The organism is Enterococcus sp. AZ103 (genome assembly GCF_051714685.1).
Taxonomy (GTDB): domain Bacteria; phylum Bacillota; class Bacilli; order Lactobacillales; family Enterococcaceae; genus Enterococcus_A; species Enterococcus_A alishanensis.
On record NZ_JBIOSI010000001.1, the window covers coordinates 935,219 to 954,791 of the forward strand.

The window sequence follows — 19,573 nt, forward strand, 5'->3', positions numbered from 1 at the left end:
TAATAAGCTATTACATCAAAAAAAGGGGAAGTGTCATGTTTTTAAATTTGTTAGGGATTACATTTATCTTTACAGCCTTAGGTTTATTACCAATTATTTATGATATTGTGCGGCGGAAAGGGCAAGGCGTAAAAAAAGGAATGATCATTTATCTTTTCTTCTTTATATGTTCCTTCATTTTTGTCTATTGGATGACGCCTCCGCAAAATTTAAGCTCAATTATTTCTAGTAATTTGACGGTCGTTTTTTTAATTAGTTTGGTGCTATTTTTTTCTTCACCGATAGAAAAAATAGCTGGACCAATCAGTGGTAAAGGAGTTAGAAATTTTCAATTTAAAGGCTTTGGCTTTCCTGCCAAAATTCCGGTACTTATTTTAGTCATCGGTATATTATTTGCGGCAGCCAGTGCTGTTTTACGAATCACTAGTATTAATAATGTTTACGATACCATCCAAGTAAAAAAAGTTAGCAAAACTGAAGAGCTTCGTTCGACTGAAGAAACGCCAATTGCTATCTCAACAGCCAGTGCACGCAATAAAATGCGTAAAATGATGAGTGTTGTGCCTAATAGCAATGTCTATGATCTAGGGACAATTACCGCGCAAAACGTTGATGGAGATTATGTTTATGTTGCCTCATTAGAATTTAAAGGATTAACAAAGTGGTTTAAATTCCGAGAATCACCCGGGTATTTGATTATCTCAGCAACCGATATTAATGCCCAACCGAAATTTGTTAAAAGTAAAATGAAATATATTCCAACGGCTTATTTAAATTATGATGCTGGTCGAAAGATATACTCTGAGGCGACACAATATGCCAATGTGGGTGCGGTGAACTTAGAAATCGCTAATGATGGCACACCTTATTATGTGCAAACTTTGACGAAAGAATACGGGATTAGCGGAATTACTTATTTTAATCGTTACAAAGTTGCTTTATTAAATGCCGTTACTGGTGATGTGAAAGTCTATGATTTAAAAGATGTGCCAAAATTCGTGGATGCGCCATTAACTAGTAAAGTTGCTCAAGAAATGAATCAATTTTATGGAAAATATGGCGATGGCTGGTGGAATTCTTTCTTTGGCCAGAAAAATGTCAAAGAACCAACTGATAATGGTATTTATTCCAATGGTGCGGTGACGCCTTTGTTAGATAAAAAAGATAATTTGTTGTATTTCACTGATTTCACTAGCCCAGATTCTTCTCAAGATTCGGCGTTAGGTTATAGTTTGATTAATGCTCGGACCGGTGTTTTACAATATTATCGTGATAAAAAAGGAATGATGGATAGTGATGGGGCGATTAGTGTCGCTTCGAAGATTTATCCAGAGAAAAAATGGAAGGCTCGTATGCCGATTTTATATAATGTTTCGGGAACGCCAACTTGGGTGATTTCTTTACTAGATTCCAATGGGATCTTCAAAAAATATGTTTATCTCAGTGCGATTGATAGTGATATTTTAGTAGATGGTGATACAGCCCAAGGAACATTGGACGCTTATCGAACACAGCTAGCGACAACTGATTCCAGTAATAACAATGTTGCAGCTAGTGATTTAACCGAATTTTCTGGTGTAGTTCGCAGAGTGAATCTCAATACGAATGGTACGACTACGACTGTTTCTTTCCTATTAGAAAATGACGAAACAATCTTTATTATGAATACCAGTAATAATTTATACTCGATCTTTTTAGAAGTTGGCGATACAGTAAGCTTTAAAGCCAATGTAATTAAAGGACAAACTACCGCAACAGTGGAGGATTTAACGATTCAAAATGTGACACCAGAATAAAAAAAGGGCAATGGTCAGCTGACCATTGCCTGTTTTTGTTATTGAACGCGAGGTTCTTTTGCTTCATTAATAGAATTTTTTGCTTTGTTACCAGTACGATTCATTGCTGATTTTGCTTTATCTGTTTGACGAGAAGCAAATTCACCAGTTGATTCAGCAGCGTCACCAACACGATCTTGGACTGTGACTGAATCTTCTTCATATTGTTCACGTGTTTTTACGTCAACCACATTTACATTGACTTCAATCACATCAAGACTAGTCATTTTGTTCATTTCTTCAGAAATAACTTTTTTGATTTGTTCATAGATATCAGTAATATCTTTACCGTATTCAGCCACAATATCTAAGTCAACAGCTACTTGTTTTTTTCCAACTTCTACATCAATTCCAGAAGTTACGTTATCAGTATTGACTAATTTTTCAGCTAAGTTAGAGAAAAATCCGCCATCAACAGTTAATAAACCATCAATTTTTTCTAAAGCAATCCCAACAATCTTTTGAATCACTTTGTCGTCAAAAGTTAGGTCACCTTTGATATTATGATTCTTTTCTGACATATCTGGTGTTGCCGGTGTTACTGGTTTGTTCATTTCTTTCGTATCCATAGTTCTCGTCCTCCTATTTTAATATCTTTTAAACTGATCAAAAAAACCAATTGACTGTAAATAATAGCCAAGATAACTTCCTATTAAGGTAAAGATGACCAGTAAAATTGTTTTTAAAAATCCAACTGTAATGAATAGAATCGCTAAAATTAAGCCAATCCCGCCAAAAATCAGTGGATACTTATAGCGCTTTAAAAAATTTTCCATAAGCTCCTCCTTATATCACTCGAGGTTGCTCTTGAGTTTGCGTTTTATTTGTCTTGAAGTTCTTAAAAGTGACCTCAGTAAAAACCTTCTCATTTGGACCAATTAAAGTAGTAATTTTATCTTTGATTTCGGCTGCCAACTGTTCCTGTTTAGTAGTGGCATGAAACATATTGCGCATTTTACCCTGTACTTTAATTTTAATTTTCTTCTTTTTAATCTTTACCTTTACATTTGGTTCAGATATATAAGGTTCTTGTTGAACGGTGGTCAATACAAAATTCTCCAGGGCTTTAGCTTGTACGATTAAAGCACCATCACTTTTTTCAAAGTGTAGCTCTTTACTCGCATTGGGGAAGAAGATAATAACTAAAAGACCTATCAATAAAAGAATCATGAAGCCAAGACTAACCCAAAATAAAAATTCTGGGATATATTCACCAATTAAGGGATATTCTTTCATCGGTAAAAAGTTTAATTTTACCGGAGCAACATTTTGGTTTTCAATTATATTAAAAAAAAGTGGGAAGAAAAGTAAAATTAGCGCTAGAATTCCGATTATTTTCGTTAGTTTTCGCATCTAATTCATTCCTTCCTTTTATCTTTTACCTAGGAAGAATGAAACCACTGCAACTAGGATAATTGCACCAATGATTGAAGGAACAATTGCCATGCCGGCAAGTGATGGTCCCCAACTTCCTAAAATAGCTTGTCCAAGAGCTGAACCAACTAAACCAGCAATTATATTTGCAATGATTCCCATTGAAGAACCTTTCTTAGTGATTGCACCTGCAATAGCGCCAATCACACCACCAACGATTAATGACCATATAAGACCCATCGTAATCTCTCCTTTTTTATTTTAGATAGTAAATACCTAATTTTTTTGAGATGCTTATTCAATTCTTTTTCTGATTCTGATGTTTTTCGCATCATTCGGCGGGCCCTGCCTGTAAATGAAGCATACGACAATTACGGCTGAAAACGGTAATAATAAGACTTAAAAATACTATCAATTATTTATATATACAAAAATTTCTGATTGATTTTTGATTACTTCCTATTATATATACGGAAAAATATTTATTTTTTGTTCCAGAGTAATCATTTGATTTTTGACAAAAAATGTTTTTTTATTTATTTATTTAATTACATGGATAAAAAACAAGCAATAGTGGCCTTTAATTTGTGGAAGATTGAAAACTAAAAAACAGAAGATTCTTTAGTCTGAAAAATTATTTTACTAAAATCGAAAAAAATGCTTACGAAGAATTTTTTTCTGTGCTACCTTAATCAATGTGCTGAAAAATATTTCGTAACTTTTCAGAAAATATAATTCAGTCAAACAAAAAAGGAGTGGATGTAATGCCCAAAACAAAAACAGAAGGATTGCTTTTTACAACGATGATGTGTTTCATGATGGTCTTAGGAATGAGTACTTATAATTTAATTGTACATGGTGCTTTTTCAATAATGGCATTATTGACTGGCTTGATTCCCGGATTTGTTGTTGCATTTATTTTAGATGTATTTATCGTCGGAAAAGTGGCAAAATCGGTTGCTTTTAAATTACCAATCAACCAAGAAAAAATGTTGTATAAAATTTTAGCAATTTCCGGTTGTATGGTGACGGGGATGGTTTTATGTATGTCATTTTACGGTGTGATTTATGAACAAGGATTTAGTAGTCAATTTTTAGCTATGTATGGTCGGGCAATTTTAACCAACATCGTGATGGCTTTACCTTTACAACTATTAATAGTGGGTCCTATTTCAAGAAAAGCTTTAGCAACATTTCAAAAAATCTCAGAAAAAAATCGTTCAGTAGATGTAACACTAGATTAATTTTTCGGCACTTTCTAACACGGAGGTGTCTTTTTTTTGGACTATCATCAGAAAACCTTCTAGAATGTATGAGAAGGGACTGATTCGAAAAATGAAGGGTGTCAAACAGACCTATTTGAAAAATATTAAAAGCGGTAGTTTTATTTTATTGTTGTTACTACCTTTTTTATTAGTAGCTATTTTTTTCGCGGCAGAAAAAATTTATGAAGACAATTATGATATTGAAACGATTGGTGTTGTCAGCAATCTACCTGCTACCTTTAAACAATTAAAAGAAATCCCTCAAGAAGAATTTCATTTCGAAAAAATTACCACTAAAAAACAAGCCAAAAAACGTTTAATGAATAATAAAATCGACGCGTATATTGTTTTAAATACTTCTAGCACCAGTGTTGTGCGGGCCAAGCTGTACAGCAAAATTCCAGTAGGAATTAATGTGGAGGATGAGGTTTCGAGTATTGCTAGTGAGCTGCAGAGAAATTTGCGGGCTGAAGCGATTGATTTAGATGGTAGTTTGGTAGATCAAATTATTGTTCCTGCCCGATTTTCATTTCATCGAGTCGGTTTTCAAGGGCGTCGCATGGAAGTGATTCGTTCAGGCTCAGCAGGCTTTAAGTATTTGGTTTATTCTTTTACTACTTTGACGTTATTCATCTTTTTAATTCTATTTATCCCAATAACTACCGGAGAGTTTAGCCAAAAAGATCATCGTAGTTATCTAAGTAAGTTAATGGGAATTGCATTAGTAGGTTTGACCCAATTCATTGTTTGGAGTGGCGTGGGTATTGGCTTTTATCAACTGTTTAAGGAATCAGAATTATTAAGCTATTTTGTTTATTATGAACCAGTTAAAATTATTCTTGATGGTGATTTTCTAGCGCTGATCCTATTGATGTTGTTAGGCTTTTTACTATTTATTACTCTCGCGTCATTAAATGGTTTGATTGGTAAAAAAATAAATGAACAACCTAGCGGACAAACGGTAGTAATTTTAATTATTGCGGCTTTTGCAGTAAATCGTATTTTAGGCGAAGTTGATGCGGGAAATCAAATTACTGCGATTAGTTCCTATATTCCTTTTCTTTCGCAATTTAGTATGCCGTTAAGAATCGCTTCAGATGCGGTTACGACAAATGGCGCGCTTAGTGCCGTAGTGATTCTATTGGGTAGTTGGTTGTTGTTAACCGGCTTTGGTAGTTGGTGGGGAAAAAATAAACTTTGAGTTTTGTTAAGTAAAAAAGAAAATTTTTGCTAGAATTTCTTCACAATTGATTCATAATTTGTCGGTATTATCTATGTATACCAACAAACAACCCTAACACTTTTTCATTTTTAACTCCTAGCCCGCTAGTTCCCCGACTAGCGGGCATCCTTTTTTTAAAAATAAAATAAAATTCTTAAATTCCCGTGGTACACTTACTTTATAATAAAGGAGGCGCTATCATGGGGATTTTTTTATTACATTTTAGTCCTACAGGTTCTAGTAAAAGGGTCGGAAAGCTCTTAGCCAAAGTTTGGAAAGAGCCAGTGAAAAGAATTGATCTAACGAAACAAAATTTTGAATATGCTCATACTTTTAATCAGGAAGATGTGTGCTACTTCGCGGTTCCGGCATTTGGCGGTCGGGTACCGGCACTAGCCTTGGCACATTTGACAGAAATCCGTGGAAAGGAAACACCTGCTATTTTAATTGCTACGTATGGCAATCGAGCCTTTGACGATTTATTTTTAGAATTACAAGATTTCTTATCGCCAAAAGGGTTTGTAGTAAATGCTGCTGTTGCCAGTGTGACGGAACATTCAATTGTCGGTGAGTTTGGAACAGGACGACCCAACGAAGCTGATATAGCTGAGTTGAATGATTTTGCCAAAAAAATCCAGATCAAAATCCAAGCCCAACCGAGTGAAATATCTGCTCTTGGAAACAAACCTTATCGTTCTTATCAAACAGCCGACTATCGTCCGTTGACCAGTGATGCCTGCACCGATTGTAAATTATGTGCTGAAAAATGTCCGACTTGTGCGATTCCTTATGAAAATCCGCGAGAAACTATTTTTGAAAAATGTATTTTATGTATGCGTTGTATTCATATCTGCCCAGAAAAAGCTCGTTATGTAGATCCCACAGCCATCGCATCACTAAAAAATCATTTACAAGAAGTGGCGACGGGACATAAAGCCAATCAACTTTTCTTGAAATAAAAGAATGACCACGAAAAAATAATTTTTCGTGGTCATTTTGAATTTCATGAGAGAGCTATATTTTTAATAAATAAATGAAGGCAAGAGCCGCTATAGTTTGAACAATTCCGACGGATAAGCCGTAGATTAAAAAGCGCGGTCCTTCTTTAATAAACTTGCGAAAATCGAGCCGTAAACCGATGGCAGCTAAAGCAGTTGTTTCAAACCAAGTACTGATGAAATGTGCACCATCAGAAAAAAGTGTTGGTAGATTAAAAAAGCTATTCAGGATACAAACTCCTAAAAAAGCTAACACATACCAAGGCACCGGAAATTTTTTAGTCGTCTGTAGTGTTGTTGGTGAAAGTTTCTTGGTTCTTTGTTGGAAGATAAAAACTACCACGACTAAAAATAAAATGCGAGTAATTTTAAACAGCATGGCATAACTAACAACTTCTTGATTGATTAGGCTAGCACCTGCTACTACTTGTCCGACTGATTGTAACGTACCACCTAATAAAGCACTACTGGTTAATAAATTCTTTCCTAATAGGGTGACGGCTAATAAAGGCAACGCCAGCATCATGACAGTTCCTAATAAATTCACTAAAGTAATCACTTGGCCTTTTTCTTCATCATCGGCTCCGATACTTGGCGCAATCGCACCAATCGCGGAAGATCCACAGACGGCATTTCCGCCCGCCATCATCATGGCCATCTTATCAGAAAAACCTAATTTTTTTCCTAGAAAAATTGCCGCAATAATTACAGTAGCCATCATGCAAATAATATAAAGCAAACCGTTAACACCTAAATGGCTAATGGTTTGAAAAGTTACAGTAAAACCTAATAGAACAACAGAATATTCTAGTAGACGACTTTCGGCAAATTTTGTTCCCATGGCCAAAGTGTCTTGTTTAAAAAAAGTATTTCCTAAAAAAATACCTAAAAATATCGCTATTGTTGCTCCGCCTAAGCTTGGAAAGAAAATCGCTAATAGCTTAGCAATGATTGCTACCCCAATCGATAAACTCAATCCTGGTAAAATCTTTTTCATAATGTCCCCTCTTTCTTTCCATATTATAAAGGATAACTACCATTATTATTATTAATTGATATAATAGCTTTAATTAAAATATTTGATGGAAGGGTTCACATGTTTAAATATCTAGAAACATTCAAAGTTGTATACGAAACCAAAAATTTCTCCAAGGCAGCAGAACTTTTATTTGTTGCCCAACCAACCGTCTCAGCTCAAATTAAGCAATTGGAAAATGAGTTAGGCGTTACGCTATTTATCAGAAATGGTCGCAAAGAAGTTTTGACTACGCCACAAGCAGAGCTTCTATATGAAAAAGGGTTGATGTTGTTAGAAGATTGGGAGATTTTGACGGAAACCTTAAAGCAACAAGAAAACCATCAGCTGCGAGCAATTATCGGCGCTTCGCATACCTTTGCCGTCTATCTGTTGCCTGATTTATTGATGCAATTAAAAAAATTGTTTCCTAAAATAAGCTTTACTATTAAGATGATGAACTCATTGGAAGTTATTCAAGCCTTGGAGCATCATGAAATTGATTTTGGCTTCATCGAAAAACCTTTGTCAGCAAAAAATCTGTTGCGCTTTCCTTTAATTGAAGATCAATTAGTTGTGGCTGGGGATCTAGAGAAGGGTCCTTGGTTAGTACGAGAAAAAACTTCAGGGGTGGCCTATTACACACACCGTTTTTTAGCAGAAAATGATATCCAACAGGAACAAATAGTTATCGAAAGCAATGAGGTTATCGTATCTTTACTGAAAAAAGGCTTTGGTTGTTCGTTGATCTCTAAGCGAGCTGCAGCTGATCTGAATTATGAAAGCTTGTCTGAAAAATACATTCGCCATTTTTATTTAGTGAAAAGAGAACCACCATTACCGATAGACTTAAATAAAGTGTTTGACTGGATTAGGTTAAGAGGATTCGCTGAAAATAAATTGACAGAAAATTAAGGACTCTCTACAATGAACAAGAGTCATAGTAAGTAAGGAAAAGGAGAATAACATGAAACAAATTAAAATCGGCAGCACGAATTGGGAAGCTTCTAGCGTCATTTTAGGCATCATGCGGATGAGTAAAGTTTCTGCAAAAGAGGCGGCGACAGCTGTAGCAACTGCTTTTGAAAATGGGATTAATTATATTGATTCTGCAGACATGTATTCAGATGGTCAAGCAGAGATAGTTTTCGGTCAAGCGTTAAAAGATTCTGGTGTGAAGCGAGAAGATTTGTGGCTGCAATCTAAGGGCGGTATTATTCCAAGCAAAGAACAAGATAGTTTATATGGTGGACGCTATGATTTTTCTAAAGAACATCTATTGTCATCGGTGGATGGAATTTTAAAACGAATGGATGTTGATTACTTAGATGCTTACTTATTGCATCGCCCAGATCCTTTGATGGAAGTTGATGAAATCGCTGAGGCTTTTGATCTATTACAAGCAAGTGGAAAAGTTCGTCACTTTGGTGTTTCTAATTTTAACCCTGAGCAATTTAAATTGTTGCAAAGCGGTTTGAAACAACCATTATTAATTAACCAATTACAATTTAGTATTATGCACACAGGCATGGTTGATTTCGGTATGCATACCAACATGACAGACGCCCGCTCAATTAATCATGATGGTGGGTTGCTGGAATTTTCTCGCCGTAAAGGGGTAACAATTCAAGCTTGGTCACCATTCCAATACGGTTTCTTTGACGGCACTTTTATTAACAATGAAAAATTCCCTGAATTAAATCAATTGTTAGCTGATCTAGCTGAAAAATATGGGGTAGGCAAAAATGCCATTGCAACTGCTTGGATTTTAAGACATCCAGCCAATATGCAAGTTATTTTAGGAACGATGAATCCTGAAAGAATTGCTGACTCAGCCGCTGGAGGAAATGTAGTTCTAACAAAACAAGAATGGTATGACATTTATTACGCAGCTGGTAATGATATGCCCTAAAATTTTGAACGAGCTTTTTGCTCGTTCTTTTTTATGGACAAAAAGGATGCCCACTGGTCGGGGAACCAGTGGGCAAGGAGTTAAAAATGAAAAAGTAATAGGGTTGTTTGTTGGTATACTCATATAATAATCGCAAAAGATGAAAAAGTTAAGAATATTGCTTGAAAAAAAATTATTTTTATTCGAAAGATAAATTTATTCTGGTTTTTTTATGCTATTTGGATCAATGCCCAAAGCCTCTGCCATTTCTGGATTCACATAAAATTCTAGATTTTTAGCATGTTCGACTGGAATATCAGCTGGTTCAGCTTCGCCATTTAAAATTTTGGCTGCCATTTTTCCAGTTTGGACTCCCAGATCATGGTAGTTGACGCCGTAACTAGCTAAACCGCCTAATTTGGTTTCACTTACTGCACCGTAAACAAGTGGCACTTTTGCTTCCTTAACAACATCACCGGTAATTGTCGCTGCACTTGCCATTGTATTGTCTGTTGGAACGTAGATGCCATCACAAGAAGCAGCGACTTTTTCAGCGACCTGTTGCACATCGTTGGTGCTGGTGACGGTTTTTATTTCGTAATCGACACCCTTCTCATCTAATACTTCTTTAGCAATATCAATCTGAACTTGAGAATTAATTTCGCCGGAATTGTAGATCATACCAATTTTTTTAGCATCCGGTACAATTGATAAAAGTAACTCAATCTGTTTTTTCACAGGAGATAGATTACTGGTTCCAGTAACATTTCCCCCTGGTTTTTTATAATTATCAACTAATTTTGCTGTTTTCAAATCGGTCACAGAAGTTACTACAATCGGAATATCGCTAGTCATAGTTGCCAAACTTTGAGCTGCTGCTGTTGTAATTCCTAATAACAAATCTGGATCTTCTTTGATTAGATTTTCAGTCATGGAACGCAGATTGTCTTGATTGTTTTGGGCATTTTGATAATTGATTTTAATATTTTCGCCATCGACAAAGCCTTCTTCTGCTAAACCATCGACAAAACCTTCGTAAGATTGATCCAAAGAATCGTGTTCCACTAATTGTAAAACGCCGATTTCTTTGACATCATCCTTTTGACTGTCGGCACTACTATTTCCACAAGCCGCCAAAGTCAGTAAACCTAGTACGCTTAAACTACATAACAACATTTTTTTCATAAATATCTTCCCCTTCGTATAAAAAAAGTCATCCACCTATTTCTAAGTGGATGACGAAAATACAAAGACAAATTTATTTTGCCTAGCCACTTAGAAAAAATCCTACGTGGCCACGCCGAAACGCTACAGCCATCATAGATACATATCGTCTGCATCCACAATGTCTGGTTGCAAACTTACCTAAAATAGCTATAGTAATATTGGTTATTCAGTTGTGAGTGTTTTTGTAATGTCATGAAAAATCCCTCCAACTTTTGTTAAAGATGAGTATACAGTAAGAAAAATGAGATGTAAATAATAAAATGAAAATAATTCACATGTTTTAGCCAATGAGTCTATGATCGATTTTTTGACTATTTAAAAACCATAAACGATGGTAATCTCCGACTAATACTGTAAATTCAGCTTTTTTTCCTATTTCTGCTAGCTTTTCAGTCAAATAATTTCGTAAAATCCAAGGCTCTTCGATTGATTCTATTTTAAGATTTAAAATATTTTCGATTCGCGCTGGTGTGGTCATTAAATCATTAGCGACTTGTTCTAGGGTTAATCCAGATAAAGTAAAATTTCTTTTTAAATCATCAATTGTCTGCTGTTGTTCTGTTTGATTGAGCGACATGTAATTCCCCTCCATAGTTGTATTTACAACTTAATCTGCGATGAGTTTACGCTGATAAGATTTGTTTGTCAATTAAATAGTTGTAAATAAAACTGTTTTTCGTTAAGTTTAATTGGAGGTGATTAGCGTGGAGAAAAATCTTGATTCATTAGCAGAGAAAGTTCATCATTTGGAAAGTTTACAGCAAAGATTTGTTCATAAAGAGTTAAAAAAAATAGGGTTAAATATGTTGCAAGCTCGAACCCTAGATTTTTTAGCGGTTTATCCCAATGTAATTCAAACTGATTTAGCCGATTATTTAGGAAAACAAAAAGCAACAGTCACGAATTTATTGAAAGTATTAGAAAATAAGAATTTAGTTGAACGTAAGCAGTCCACCGATAATGCTCGCCAAAAAAAACTTTCTTTAAGCACCTCCGGTAATCAAAAGGTTTTGTTGATTCAAGCAATTTTTGCTAAGCTAGACAAAAAACTAACGGGGAATTTAGCGACATCAGAAATAGACGAACTCAATCAACAATTTGCTCGTTTAATCGATGCCTTTTAATAGAAAGTAGGCTAGGTAATGGAAATCAAAAAATCAGGGTCAACAGCGGTATTTGCCGCACTAGGAGCCAATATTTTAGTAGCGATCAGCAAATTTATTGGATTTTTACTTAGTGGGAGCGCCGCTATGATGAATGAAAGTATCCACAGTGTAGTGGATTGTAGTAATCAAATTTTGTTATTATTTGGCAACCAAAGGGCCGGTCGAGGTCAAAGTGATTTGCATCAATTCGGCGAAGGTCGGGCGAAATATTTTTTCAGTACAATCGTCGCCACGATGCTGTTTTTTGGTGGTGGTGCATTGGGCGTAATGGAAGCTTTTCAAAAGCTAATTCACCCCAATCATGCAGTTGAAAACCCGGTGATCGTTTTAGTCATTTTAGTCTTTGGTATATTGGTGGAAGGGAGTTCTTTGCGAGTAGCTTTCAAAGAAATCGGTGAGTTGAATCGTGAAAAATTACCTTTATTTAAATTTTTAAAAGAAAGTCGCTATAGTGAAATTTTGATTATTTTTACAGAAGATTTTTGTGCTGTTTTAGGATTGATTTTAGCGATTGTTGGAACGATTTTAACAATGGTAACAGAAAATCCAATTTTTGATGCATTAAGTGGGTTGTTGATTGGTTTAATGCTAATGTTTGCTTCTATTTTTCTAGCGCGCGAATTTTACAGTTTGATGATTGGCGAGAGTGTCTCGAGTCAAGACTTAACCAAGATAAAAACCGCTTTTCAACGGCCAGAAGTTAAACGTTTAATCGACATCAAAACAGTCCATTTAGCACCGACGGAAATTATGATTGCTGCAAAAATTGATATAGCTGATGATTTTGAAGAAATCAGTTATGATGTTGTCAATAATATTGAAGCGGATATCCGTCAAAATCTGTCAGATAAAAAGGCTTATATCTACATTGAGACTGATGAGTATGATCCTAATTATCAACAATCAAAGGACTGAAAATAATGCCAGCAATTCGATTTTTTTTCACGTATTCAAAAGAATTTTTACGTCGTTGGGGTAGTTATACATTATTGATTATTGGAACAAATTTGGCATTGACCTATATAGCGATTCCAGTGTTTCAATTTTTGACAGCGGAAATTTTAAAACTAGGAAATATCCCTTATGTTTCAAACACCAATATTTTAAATATTCTTACCAAACATCCTGCCGTTTTGGCGGCTTTGTTATTATTGATGCTCCTTATTTTTGCTTTAATTTTCTGGCAATTTACTTTTCAACTGCTGGGGATTCGGGTATTACAAACGAATAGCCAAGAATCGTTTTGGCGGAATTTTAAAACAGCTATCTTGCAAATGCGGTATTTACGCCCGGGAACATTTTTCTTCTTCATTTTTTATTTTATTTTGATTTTGCCTTTCGCAAATGCTGTTTTCAGAACCCCTTTATTGAGCAAAGTGACAATACCGGTTTTTATTTTAGACTATCTAGCGAATAATTGGGCTGTGTCGCTACTATTACTGTTGTTATCTGGAATCGTATATTATATAGGGATCCGACTGTTGTTTGTTTTACCCTTGATGATTTTTAAACAATATCGAGCGTGGGCGGCGGTTAGAGAAAGCTGGCAGTTAACGGCGAAACATTTTTGGCGCTACGTTCTTCAAATTTTCTTTCTTTCATTCGTATTGTCGCTTATTTCAGGAATAGGCTTTGAAGTAAGCTATTTGTTGCAAGTTTTATTTGATCAACTACCAGGAAAGCTACCGCTAATCTTTGCCATGTTAAATTTAACTGGCGTCCAGATGTTTAGTCAATTTATGATTGGTTGGACAAGTGTCTTATATTTTAGTTTACTAGTGCAAAAATTTTATCCATTGGTAATTAATGAAGAAAACGCATTGAAAATAAAATGGGTTTTGTGGACGCGTTTAATAGCCGGTGCAGTTATTCTAATTTTTGGTGGCTCTGCTTTGATTGCTAATGGATTGTATTTGGCCGGTCTTTATCCATTAGAACCTTTAGTTATTTCCCATCGTGGTGTGGACAATCAAAATGGTGTGCAAAATACCATTCCTGCTATGACAAAAACCATGAAAATCAAGCCAGATTATATAGAAATGGATATTCATGAAACAAAGGACCATCAATTTGTCGTGATGCACGATGAGAATTTAAAAAAATTAACAGGTGTAAATAAAGCACCTTATCAATTAACATTAGCAGAATTGACTGAATTAACCGCTCATGAAAATGGCTATAGTGCCAAAATTGCCAGTTTTGATGACTATCTAGCTTATGCGAATCAGCACAAGCAAAAATTATTAATTGAAATCAAAACAACCTCTCATGATTCAAAGGATATGTTGGAGCGATTTATTCAGAAGTATCAACAAAATATTTTAACCAATCAACATCAAATTCAATCACTAGATTACCAAGTTGTCAGCGGCTTAAAAGAAAAAGCACCAAAATTATTTGTCAGCTATATTTTGCCGTTCAATCTAACTTTTCCTCAGACAGTAGCCAACGCCTATACGATGGAAGAAACTACTTTAACCAGTGAATTCATTGAGCAAGCCACTAGCGCAAATAAGCAAGTTTATGCTTGGACAGTAAATGACAGTGACAGTATGGATCGTATGATGTTTATGGGTGCTGATGGGATTATTACTGATAATATTACATTGTTAAAAGAACAAATAAAAAATTTCCAAGACAATCCTAGTTATGCTAAAAGAATTGAGCTTTACATTAACCGATTACCAAGCTTTGATGGAAAACCGCAAGAAAATTAGTAGAATACTTAAATATCCAGCAATTTTTAGTTAACCTGACTAAATTAATCAATGGTTATGTTAAAATAGCAATAGCTTTCACAAGGAGTTAGGATACATTATTTTATTGTGTTTGCTCAGGTAATCAAAAAACGATTGAAGTGAAAACAGCAAGAAATGATAATATAAAACATTGATGTTTAGAGGGAGCGTTTAGATGAGAAAAAGAGGCTTTGAAGTAGTTTCAGCTTTCAAGGATCAAAATATTCAATTACCGCAGCGAGCAACTGAAAATGCCGCTGGTTATGATTTTGAAGCCGCCGAAGATATTGTTATTCCAGCAGTTTGGAAACAATTAATTCATCATTTTGTTAGTAATAAAACGGTCGATGAAAAGTTAGTAAAACCTGTATTAGTAGCAACTGGAATCAAGTCTTACATGGGCGAAGATGAGTATTTACAATTAGCTAATCGCTCCAGTAATCCATTAAAACGCTTTTTAGTGTTAAGCAATGGTGTCGGTGTGATCGATAGTGACTATTATAATAATCCAGACAATGAAGGACATATTATGTTCCAATTTTCTAATTTTGGATTAACTGATGTCAAAATAAAAAAAGGTGAACGGATTGGGCAAGGCATTTTCTTACCATTCTTAAAAGCCGATAACGATGTGGCAAATGAAAAACGCACCGGCGGTTTTGGTTCATCTGGTAAAGAGTAGGTGATTCAATGGCAAAAAAAGCAAAAGTTCAATTTGTTTGTCAAAACTGTGGTTACGTTTCACCTAAATATTTAGGACGATGCCCACAGTGTGGCAAATGGAATACTCTAGTTGAAGAAATTCAACAAGACACGGAAGATCGGCGTAATCGCGTAAGTTTAACCGGTGAAAAAGCGCAGCCTACAAAATTAAAAGATGTTGTCTTCACAAAAGAAACCAGAATTCAAACAGAATTAGCTGAATTAAATCGGGTTTTAGGAGGCGGTGTTGTTCCAGGATCATTGGTTTTAATTGGTGGAGATCCCGGGATTGGGAAATCAACATTACTTTTACAGGTGTCTCATCAATTAGCTGCGACTGGCGGGAAAGTATTGTATGTTTCCGGCGAAGAAAGTGCCCAACAAATAAAATTGCGGGCAGAACGATTGGGTTCTAGCGATACTGATTTTTATTTATATGCAGAAACAGATATGGCAGAAATTACTCATGCGATTGAACAACTTAAACCAGATTATGTGATTATCGATTCGATTCAAACCATGACGCAACCAGATATTACTAGTGTTGCTGGTTCAGTCAGCCAAGTCCGAGAAACCACTGCCGAATTAATGAAGATTGCAAAAACCAATGGAATTGCGATTTTTATTGTGGGGCATGTAACTAAAGAAGGAAATATTGCTGGACCGCGCATGTTGGAGCATATGGTGGATACAGTGCTTTATTTTGAAGGCGAAAAACACCACAGCTTCCGAATTTTGCGGGCAGTTAAAAACCGTTTTGGTTCTACTAATGAAATTGGCATTTTTGAAATGCGAGAACGGGGACTGGTAGAAGTTGCTAATCCTTCACAAGTATTTTTAGAAGAACGCTTGGCTGGTGCGACTGGTTCAGCAATTGTCGTAGCTTTAGAAGGCAGCCGACCAATTTTGGTTGAGATTCAAGCTTTAGTATCACCGACTGTTTTTGGTAATGCTAAACGGACCACTACAGGGTTGGATTTTAATCGCGTTTCATTAATTATGGCAGTTCTGGAAAAAAGAGCAGGATTATTATTGCAAAACCAAGATGCCTTTTTAAAAGCAGCAGGTGGCGTAAAATTAAATGAACCAGCGATTGATTTGGCTTTAGCAGTTGCAATTGCTTCAAGCTATGAAGAAAAAGGCACCGCATCCAATGAATGTTTTATCGGTGAAATTGGTCTAACTGGTGAAGTACGACGCGTTTCTAGTGTTGAATCACGGGTAAAAGAGGCGGCAAAATTAGGTTTTAAAAAGATTTATCTACCTAAGAATAATCTAGGTGATTGGACGCCGCCAAAAGGTATTGAATTAGTGGCAGTTACAACATTAGCTGAAACATTGAAAAAAGTATTTAAATAAAAGGAGGCGAGAAACACATGCAAAAAAGAATTTTAGTGGTCATTATTACGTTAGTGGGAATGAGCTTAGGCATTTCCTTTTTACCACTAGCGTGGATGGCCCTAAGACAAGGTGGCAACATGTGGTTGAATAATACCTTCACCAATGGCTTAATCGGTGCAATTATTTTCTTCTTATTATCTTTAGTCATTGCTGATCCTATCTCAACTGGATTAAAAACCATCGAAAAACGGTTAAACGAATTTAGTCTGACTTATTTACTATTTGGTGCAATTGGGACCATTCTAGGTTTGACACTAGGTTTGATTGTAGCAACACCATTAAATCGATTACCGATTCCTTTTGTCAATAGTGCGTTACCAGTATTGTTGATGATTTTATTAGGTTACTTTGGTTTTCGTGTGGGAACGACTCGAATTGATGAGTGGCGAAAAATTTTCTCTACTAAGAAAAAGACTGAAGAGAGCAATGAAAACAAGGTTTTAGAGCGAAAAGCGGGAGACAATTTCCGTAAATATAAAATCTTGGATACTAGCGTGATTATCGACGGACGGATTTATGATATTGCACGAACAGGATTTTTAGAAGGTGTCTTGATGATTCCTAATTTCGTGTTATATGAGTTACAATATATCGCCGATTCTGGTGATAGTTTGAAACGTGTCAGAGGTCGTCGTGGCTTGGATATTTTAAATGCTTTGCAAAAAGAAGAAGATATTCAAGTGGAGATGTACGATGGTGACTTTGAAGACATTAGTGAAGTTGATAGTAAATTAATTAAATTGGCTAAATTGTTAGATGGGGTCATCGTTACTAACGATTACAATTTAAATAAAGTATCAGAATTTCAAAATGTGGCTGTTCTAAATATTAATGCCTTAGCGAATGCTGTTAAACCAGTGGTCATTCCTGGAGAAACGATGAATGTATTGGTGGTAAAAGCTGGAACAGAACGTCAACAAGGTGTTGCTTATCTTGATGATGGTACGATGGTAGTCGTGGAAGATGGCCAACACTATATGAACGAACATATTGAAGTTGTGGTCACCAGTGCGTTGCAAACAGCAGCTGGTCGAATGATTTTTGCAAAACCTGCTCATTCGAGTCGCAACATTAAAGATGATAGTCCTGAGAAAAAAATTGAGTTTCAAGGAAAATAGACCTACTGTCCTTTACTAAATTGGACTTTGATTGTAAAATTTGGGAATAAGGCAAAAAATCTTTGTTACCTGGGAAAGAGGAAAAGACATGTCAAAAATTCGTGTACGCTACGCACCAAGTCCAACAGGACACTTACACATTGGAAACGCTAGAACAGCTTTGTTTAATTATTTATTTGCTCGCCATAACGATGGTGAATTTATTATTCGGATTGAAGATACAGACCAAAAACGAAATATCGAAGATGGTGAAAAATCTCAATTAGAAAACTTAGCATGGCTAGGTATTGACTGGGATGAAAGTCCAGAAAAACCAGGAGAATACGGTCCTTACCGCCAATCTGAACGTAGTGACATTTACCAACCACTAATCGATCAATTATTATTATCTAATCTTGCTTACAAATGTTATTGTACGCCAGAAGAATTAGAAGAAGAACGTGAAGCGCAACGTGCACGCGGCGAAATGCCTCACTACTCTGGGAAATGCGCGCATTTAACGCCAGCAGAACAAGCAGAAAAAGAAGCCGCTGGTTTGAAACCAGTCATTCGTTTCCGTGTACCTCGCAATGAAACGTATACTTTTAACGATATTGTGAAAGGTGAAATTAATTTTGAATCAGATAATGTTGGTGGCGATTTTGTCATTCAAAAACGGGATGGCATGCCAACTTATAATTTTGCAGTAGCAGTAGATGACCACATGATGAAAATCACTCATGTTTTACGTGGCGATGATCATATTGCCAACACGCCAAAACAATTAATGATTTATGATGCTTTTGAATGGAAACGACCACAATTTGGTCACATGACTTTAATTATCAACACTGAAACAGGTAAAAAATTAAGTAAACGTGATGAAAGTATTTTACAATTTATCGAACAATACCGTGATTTAGGTTATTTGCCAGATGCGATGTTTAATTTTATTGCGTTGTTAGGTTGGTCACCAGTCGGCGAAGATGAAATCTTTTCGAAAGAAGAATTAATCAAGATTTTTGACACTGCTCGTTTGAGTAAATCACCAGCTTCATTTGATGCTAAAAAGCTAGAATGGGTCAACAACAGTTATATTAAAGCTATGGATTTAGATGATTTGACAGATTTGGCATTGCCATTTTTAATCAAAGCCGGTAAAGTAGAAGAAAATCCAGATGCTGACAAAAAAGCTTGGGTGAAACGTGTTGTGGCATTATATCAACCACAAATGAGTTATGCAGCCGAAATCGTCGAAGTATCCAATCTTTTCTTTGAAGAACATCCAGTTTTAGATGAAGCAGCACAAGCTGTGTTGGCAGATGAAACAGTACCAATGGTCTTAGCCGCTTTTAAAGAACAATTGTCTGCATTAAATACAGTTGACGCAGCTAGTGTTTTAGCAGCGATTAAAGCTGTGCAAAAAGAGACAGGTGTAAAAGGAAAAGCTTTATGGATGCCGATTCGGGTAGCAGTAAGTGGCGTAACACACGGACCAGAACTACCAGAAACTGTTGAATTATTAGGTAAAGAAAAAGCTTTAGCACATTTAAATCAAGTCATTTAAACACGTTGATAAGAAAAAGTAAGCAAATTTTATTTTCCAGAGAGGTTGCGGTAGCTGAAAGTAACCAAATAATAT

20 protein-coding genes and 1 other annotated feature (1 of these 21 only partly in view) are annotated in these 19,573 nt (G+C 35.7%); of the genes, 13 read left to right on the forward strand and 7 right to left on the reverse strand.

Annotation, left to right across the window (positions count from 1 at the left end; translation table 11 throughout):
• Positions 1-35: 35 nt before the first annotated feature.
• A complete protein-coding gene (locus ID741_RS04700; RefSeq protein WP_438719230.1) occupies positions 36-1,796 on the forward strand; it encodes a DNA-binding protein in 1,761 nt (586 codons plus the stop codon).
• Between the two features lie 38 nt (positions 1,797-1,834).
• Here ID741_RS04700 and ID741_RS04705 read toward each other — a convergent pair whose 3' ends face one another.
• The 4 genes from ID741_RS04705 to ID741_RS04720 are packed head-to-tail and all read right to left on the reverse strand — an operon-like array spanning position 1,835 to position 3,449.
• Entirely contained in the window at positions 1,835-2,404 is a 570-nt protein-coding gene (locus ID741_RS04705; RefSeq protein WP_218326656.1) for an Asp23/Gls24 family envelope stress response protein, read from the reverse strand.
• 18 nt (positions 2,405-2,422) lie between these two features.
• Positions 2,423-2,611 carry a DUF2273 domain-containing protein gene (locus ID741_RS04710; RefSeq protein ID WP_218326654.1) on the reverse strand — a complete coding sequence of 63 codons (189 nt, stop codon included), beginning with the start codon at positions 2,609-2,611 and terminating at the stop codon, positions 2,423-2,425.
• Positions 2,612-2,621: 10 nt separating this feature from the next.
• A complete protein-coding gene (gene amaP / locus ID741_RS04715) occupies positions 2,622-3,188 on the reverse strand; it encodes an alkaline shock response membrane anchor protein AmaP (protein WP_438719231.1) in 567 nt (188 codons plus the stop codon).
• Positions 3,189-3,206: 18 nt separating this feature from the next.
• Positions 3,207-3,449 (reverse strand): GlsB/YeaQ/YmgE family stress response membrane protein, encoded by a 243-nt coding sequence (locus tag ID741_RS04720; protein WP_218326651.1) that lies wholly within the window; start codon positions 3,447-3,449, stop codon positions 3,207-3,209.
• Positions 3,450-3,973: 524 nt separating this feature from the next.
• On the opposite strand from ID741_RS04720, the gene ID741_RS04725 reads away from it, so the two are divergent.
• The 3 genes from ID741_RS04725 (at position 3,974) to ID741_RS04735 (ending at position 6,655) form a co-directional block, all read left to right on the forward strand.
• Positions 3,974-4,453: a DUF2798 domain-containing protein gene (locus ID741_RS04725; RefSeq protein WP_438719232.1), complete on the forward strand. Its 480-nt coding sequence runs from the start codon at positions 3,974-3,976 to the stop codon at positions 4,451-4,453.
• 91 nt (positions 4,454-4,544) lie between these two features.
• Complete coding sequence (locus tag ID741_RS04730) at positions 4,545-5,675, forward strand: ABC transporter permease (RefSeq protein ID WP_218326649.1); 1,131 nt, start codon at positions 4,545-4,547, stop codon at positions 5,673-5,675.
• A 221-nt stretch (positions 5,676-5,896) separates the two neighbouring features.
• Positions 5,897-6,655, forward strand: a complete 759-nt coding sequence (locus ID741_RS04735; protein WP_218326648.1) for an EFR1 family ferrodoxin — start codon at positions 5,897-5,899, stop codon at positions 6,653-6,655.
• A gap of 55 nt (positions 6,656-6,710) precedes the next feature.
• Here ID741_RS04735 and ID741_RS04740 read toward each other — a convergent pair whose 3' ends face one another.
• Positions 6,711-7,691, reverse strand: a complete 981-nt coding sequence (locus ID741_RS04740) for a YeiH family protein (protein ID WP_438719233.1) — start codon at positions 7,689-7,691, stop codon at positions 6,711-6,713.
• A 99-nt stretch (positions 7,692-7,790) separates the two neighbouring features.
• On the opposite strand from ID741_RS04740, the gene ID741_RS04745 reads away from it, so the two are divergent.
• Together ID741_RS04745 and ID741_RS04750 are read left to right on the forward strand one after the other, a co-directional pair.
• Positions 7,791-8,624: a LysR substrate-binding domain-containing protein gene (locus ID741_RS04745; protein WP_438719234.1), complete on the forward strand. Its 834-nt coding sequence runs from the start codon at positions 7,791-7,793 to the stop codon at positions 8,622-8,624.
• 52 nt (positions 8,625-8,676) lie between these two features.
• Positions 8,677-9,621 carry an aldo/keto reductase gene (locus tag ID741_RS04750; protein WP_218326645.1) on the forward strand — a complete coding sequence of 315 codons (945 nt, stop codon included), beginning with the start codon at positions 8,677-8,679 and terminating at the stop codon, positions 9,619-9,621.
• Positions 9,622-9,816: 195 nt separating this feature from the next.
• On the opposite strand, the gene ID741_RS04755 is transcribed toward ID741_RS04750, so the two are convergent.
• On the reverse strand, positions 9,817-10,785 hold the full coding sequence (locus ID741_RS04755; protein ID WP_218326643.1) for an ABC transporter substrate-binding protein: 969 nt from the start codon (positions 10,783-10,785) through the stop codon (positions 9,817-9,819).
• Between the two features lie 322 nt (positions 10,786-11,107).
• Complete coding sequence (locus tag ID741_RS04760) at positions 11,108-11,404, reverse strand: DUF2316 family protein (protein WP_218326641.1); 297 nt, start codon at positions 11,402-11,404, stop codon at positions 11,108-11,110.
• 127 nt (positions 11,405-11,531) lie between these two features.
• On the opposite strand from ID741_RS04760, the gene ID741_RS04765 reads away from it, so the two are divergent.
• The 7 genes from ID741_RS04765 to gltX all read left to right on the forward strand — a co-directional run bounded on the left by ID741_RS04765 (position 11,532) and on the right by gltX (position 19,498).
• Positions 11,532-11,951 (forward strand): MarR family winged helix-turn-helix transcriptional regulator, encoded by a 420-nt coding sequence (locus ID741_RS04765; RefSeq protein WP_218326639.1) that lies wholly within the window; start codon positions 11,532-11,534, stop codon positions 11,949-11,951.
• An 18-nt stretch (positions 11,952-11,969) separates the two neighbouring features.
• Positions 11,970-12,908: a cation diffusion facilitator family transporter gene (locus tag ID741_RS04770; RefSeq protein WP_218326637.1), complete on the forward strand. Its 939-nt coding sequence runs from the start codon at positions 11,970-11,972 to the stop codon at positions 12,906-12,908.
• 5 nt (positions 12,909-12,913) lie between these two features.
• Positions 12,914-14,710, forward strand: coding sequence for a glycerophosphoryl diester phosphodiesterase membrane domain-containing protein (locus ID741_RS04775; RefSeq protein WP_438719235.1), 1,797 nt, complete (start codon positions 12,914-12,916; stop codon positions 14,708-14,710).
• A gap of 196 nt (positions 14,711-14,906) precedes the next feature.
• Entirely contained in the window at positions 14,907-15,413 is a 507-nt protein-coding gene (locus tag ID741_RS04780) for a dUTP diphosphatase (RefSeq protein WP_218326633.1), read from the forward strand.
• Between the two features lie 8 nt (positions 15,414-15,421).
• Complete coding sequence (gene radA / locus ID741_RS04785) at positions 15,422-16,792, forward strand: DNA repair protein RadA (protein ID WP_218326631.1); 1,371 nt, start codon at positions 15,422-15,424, stop codon at positions 16,790-16,792.
• Between the two features lie 17 nt (positions 16,793-16,809).
• Positions 16,810-17,952: a PIN/TRAM domain-containing protein gene (locus ID741_RS04790; RefSeq protein WP_438719236.1), complete on the forward strand. Its 1,143-nt coding sequence runs from the start codon at positions 16,810-16,812 to the stop codon at positions 17,950-17,952.
• Between the two features lie 88 nt (positions 17,953-18,040).
• Entirely contained in the window at positions 18,041-19,498 is a 1,458-nt protein-coding gene (gltX, locus tag ID741_RS04795) for a glutamate--tRNA ligase (protein ID WP_438719237.1), read from the forward strand.
• Positions 19,495-19,573: a binding site (T-box leader), on the forward strand; it runs 123 nt beyond the window's last position. It overlaps the preceding gene by 4 nt.

Coding starts and splice junctions, on each gene's coding strand:
- ID741_RS04700 (WP_438719230.1), top strand. CDS start 36: ATGTTTTTAAATTTGTTAGGGATTACATTTATCTTTACAGCCTTAGGT.
- ID741_RS04705 (WP_218326656.1), bottom strand. CDS start 2,404: ATGGATACGAAAGAAATGAACAAACCAGTAACACCGGCAACACCAGAT.
- ID741_RS04710 (WP_218326654.1), bottom strand. CDS start 2,611: ATGGAAAATTTTTTAAAGCGCTATAAGTATCCACTGATTTTTGGCGGG.
- amaP (WP_438719231.1), bottom strand. CDS start 3,188: ATGCGAAAACTAACGAAAATAATCGGAATTCTAGCGCTAATTTTACTT.
- ID741_RS04720 (WP_218326651.1), bottom strand. CDS start 3,449: ATGGGTCTTATATGGTCATTAATCGTTGGTGGTGTGATTGGCGCTATT.
- ID741_RS04725 (WP_438719232.1), top strand. CDS start 3,974: ATGCCCAAAACAAAAACAGAAGGATTGCTTTTTACAACGATGATGTGT.
- ID741_RS04730 (WP_218326649.1), top strand. CDS start 4,545: ATGAAGGGTGTCAAACAGACCTATTTGAAAAATATTAAAAGCGGTAGT.
- ID741_RS04735 (WP_218326648.1), top strand. CDS start 5,897: ATGGGGATTTTTTTATTACATTTTAGTCCTACAGGTTCTAGTAAAAGG.
- ID741_RS04740 (WP_438719233.1), bottom strand. CDS start 7,691: ATGAAAAAGATTTTACCAGGATTGAGTTTATCGATTGGGGTAGCAATC.
- ID741_RS04745 (WP_438719234.1), top strand. CDS start 7,791: ATGTTTAAATATCTAGAAACATTCAAAGTTGTATACGAAACCAAAAAT.
- ID741_RS04750 (WP_218326645.1), top strand. CDS start 8,677: ATGAAACAAATTAAAATCGGCAGCACGAATTGGGAAGCTTCTAGCGTC.
- ID741_RS04755 (WP_218326643.1), bottom strand. CDS start 10,785: ATGAAAAAAATGTTGTTATGTAGTTTAAGCGTACTAGGTTTACTGACT.
- ID741_RS04760 (WP_218326641.1), bottom strand. CDS start 11,404: ATGTCGCTCAATCAAACAGAACAACAGCAGACAATTGATGATTTAAAA.
- ID741_RS04770 (WP_218326637.1), top strand. CDS start 11,970: ATGGAAATCAAAAAATCAGGGTCAACAGCGGTATTTGCCGCACTAGGA.
- ID741_RS04775 (WP_438719235.1), top strand. CDS start 12,914: ATGCCAGCAATTCGATTTTTTTTCACGTATTCAAAAGAATTTTTACGT.
- ID741_RS04780 (WP_218326633.1), top strand. CDS start 14,907: ATGAGAAAAAGAGGCTTTGAAGTAGTTTCAGCTTTCAAGGATCAAAAT.
- radA (WP_218326631.1), top strand. CDS start 15,422: ATGGCAAAAAAAGCAAAAGTTCAATTTGTTTGTCAAAACTGTGGTTAC.
- ID741_RS04790 (WP_438719236.1), top strand. CDS start 16,810: ATGCAAAAAAGAATTTTAGTGGTCATTATTACGTTAGTGGGAATGAGC.
- gltX (WP_438719237.1), top strand. CDS start 18,041: ATGTCAAAAATTCGTGTACGCTACGCACCAAGTCCAACAGGACACTTA.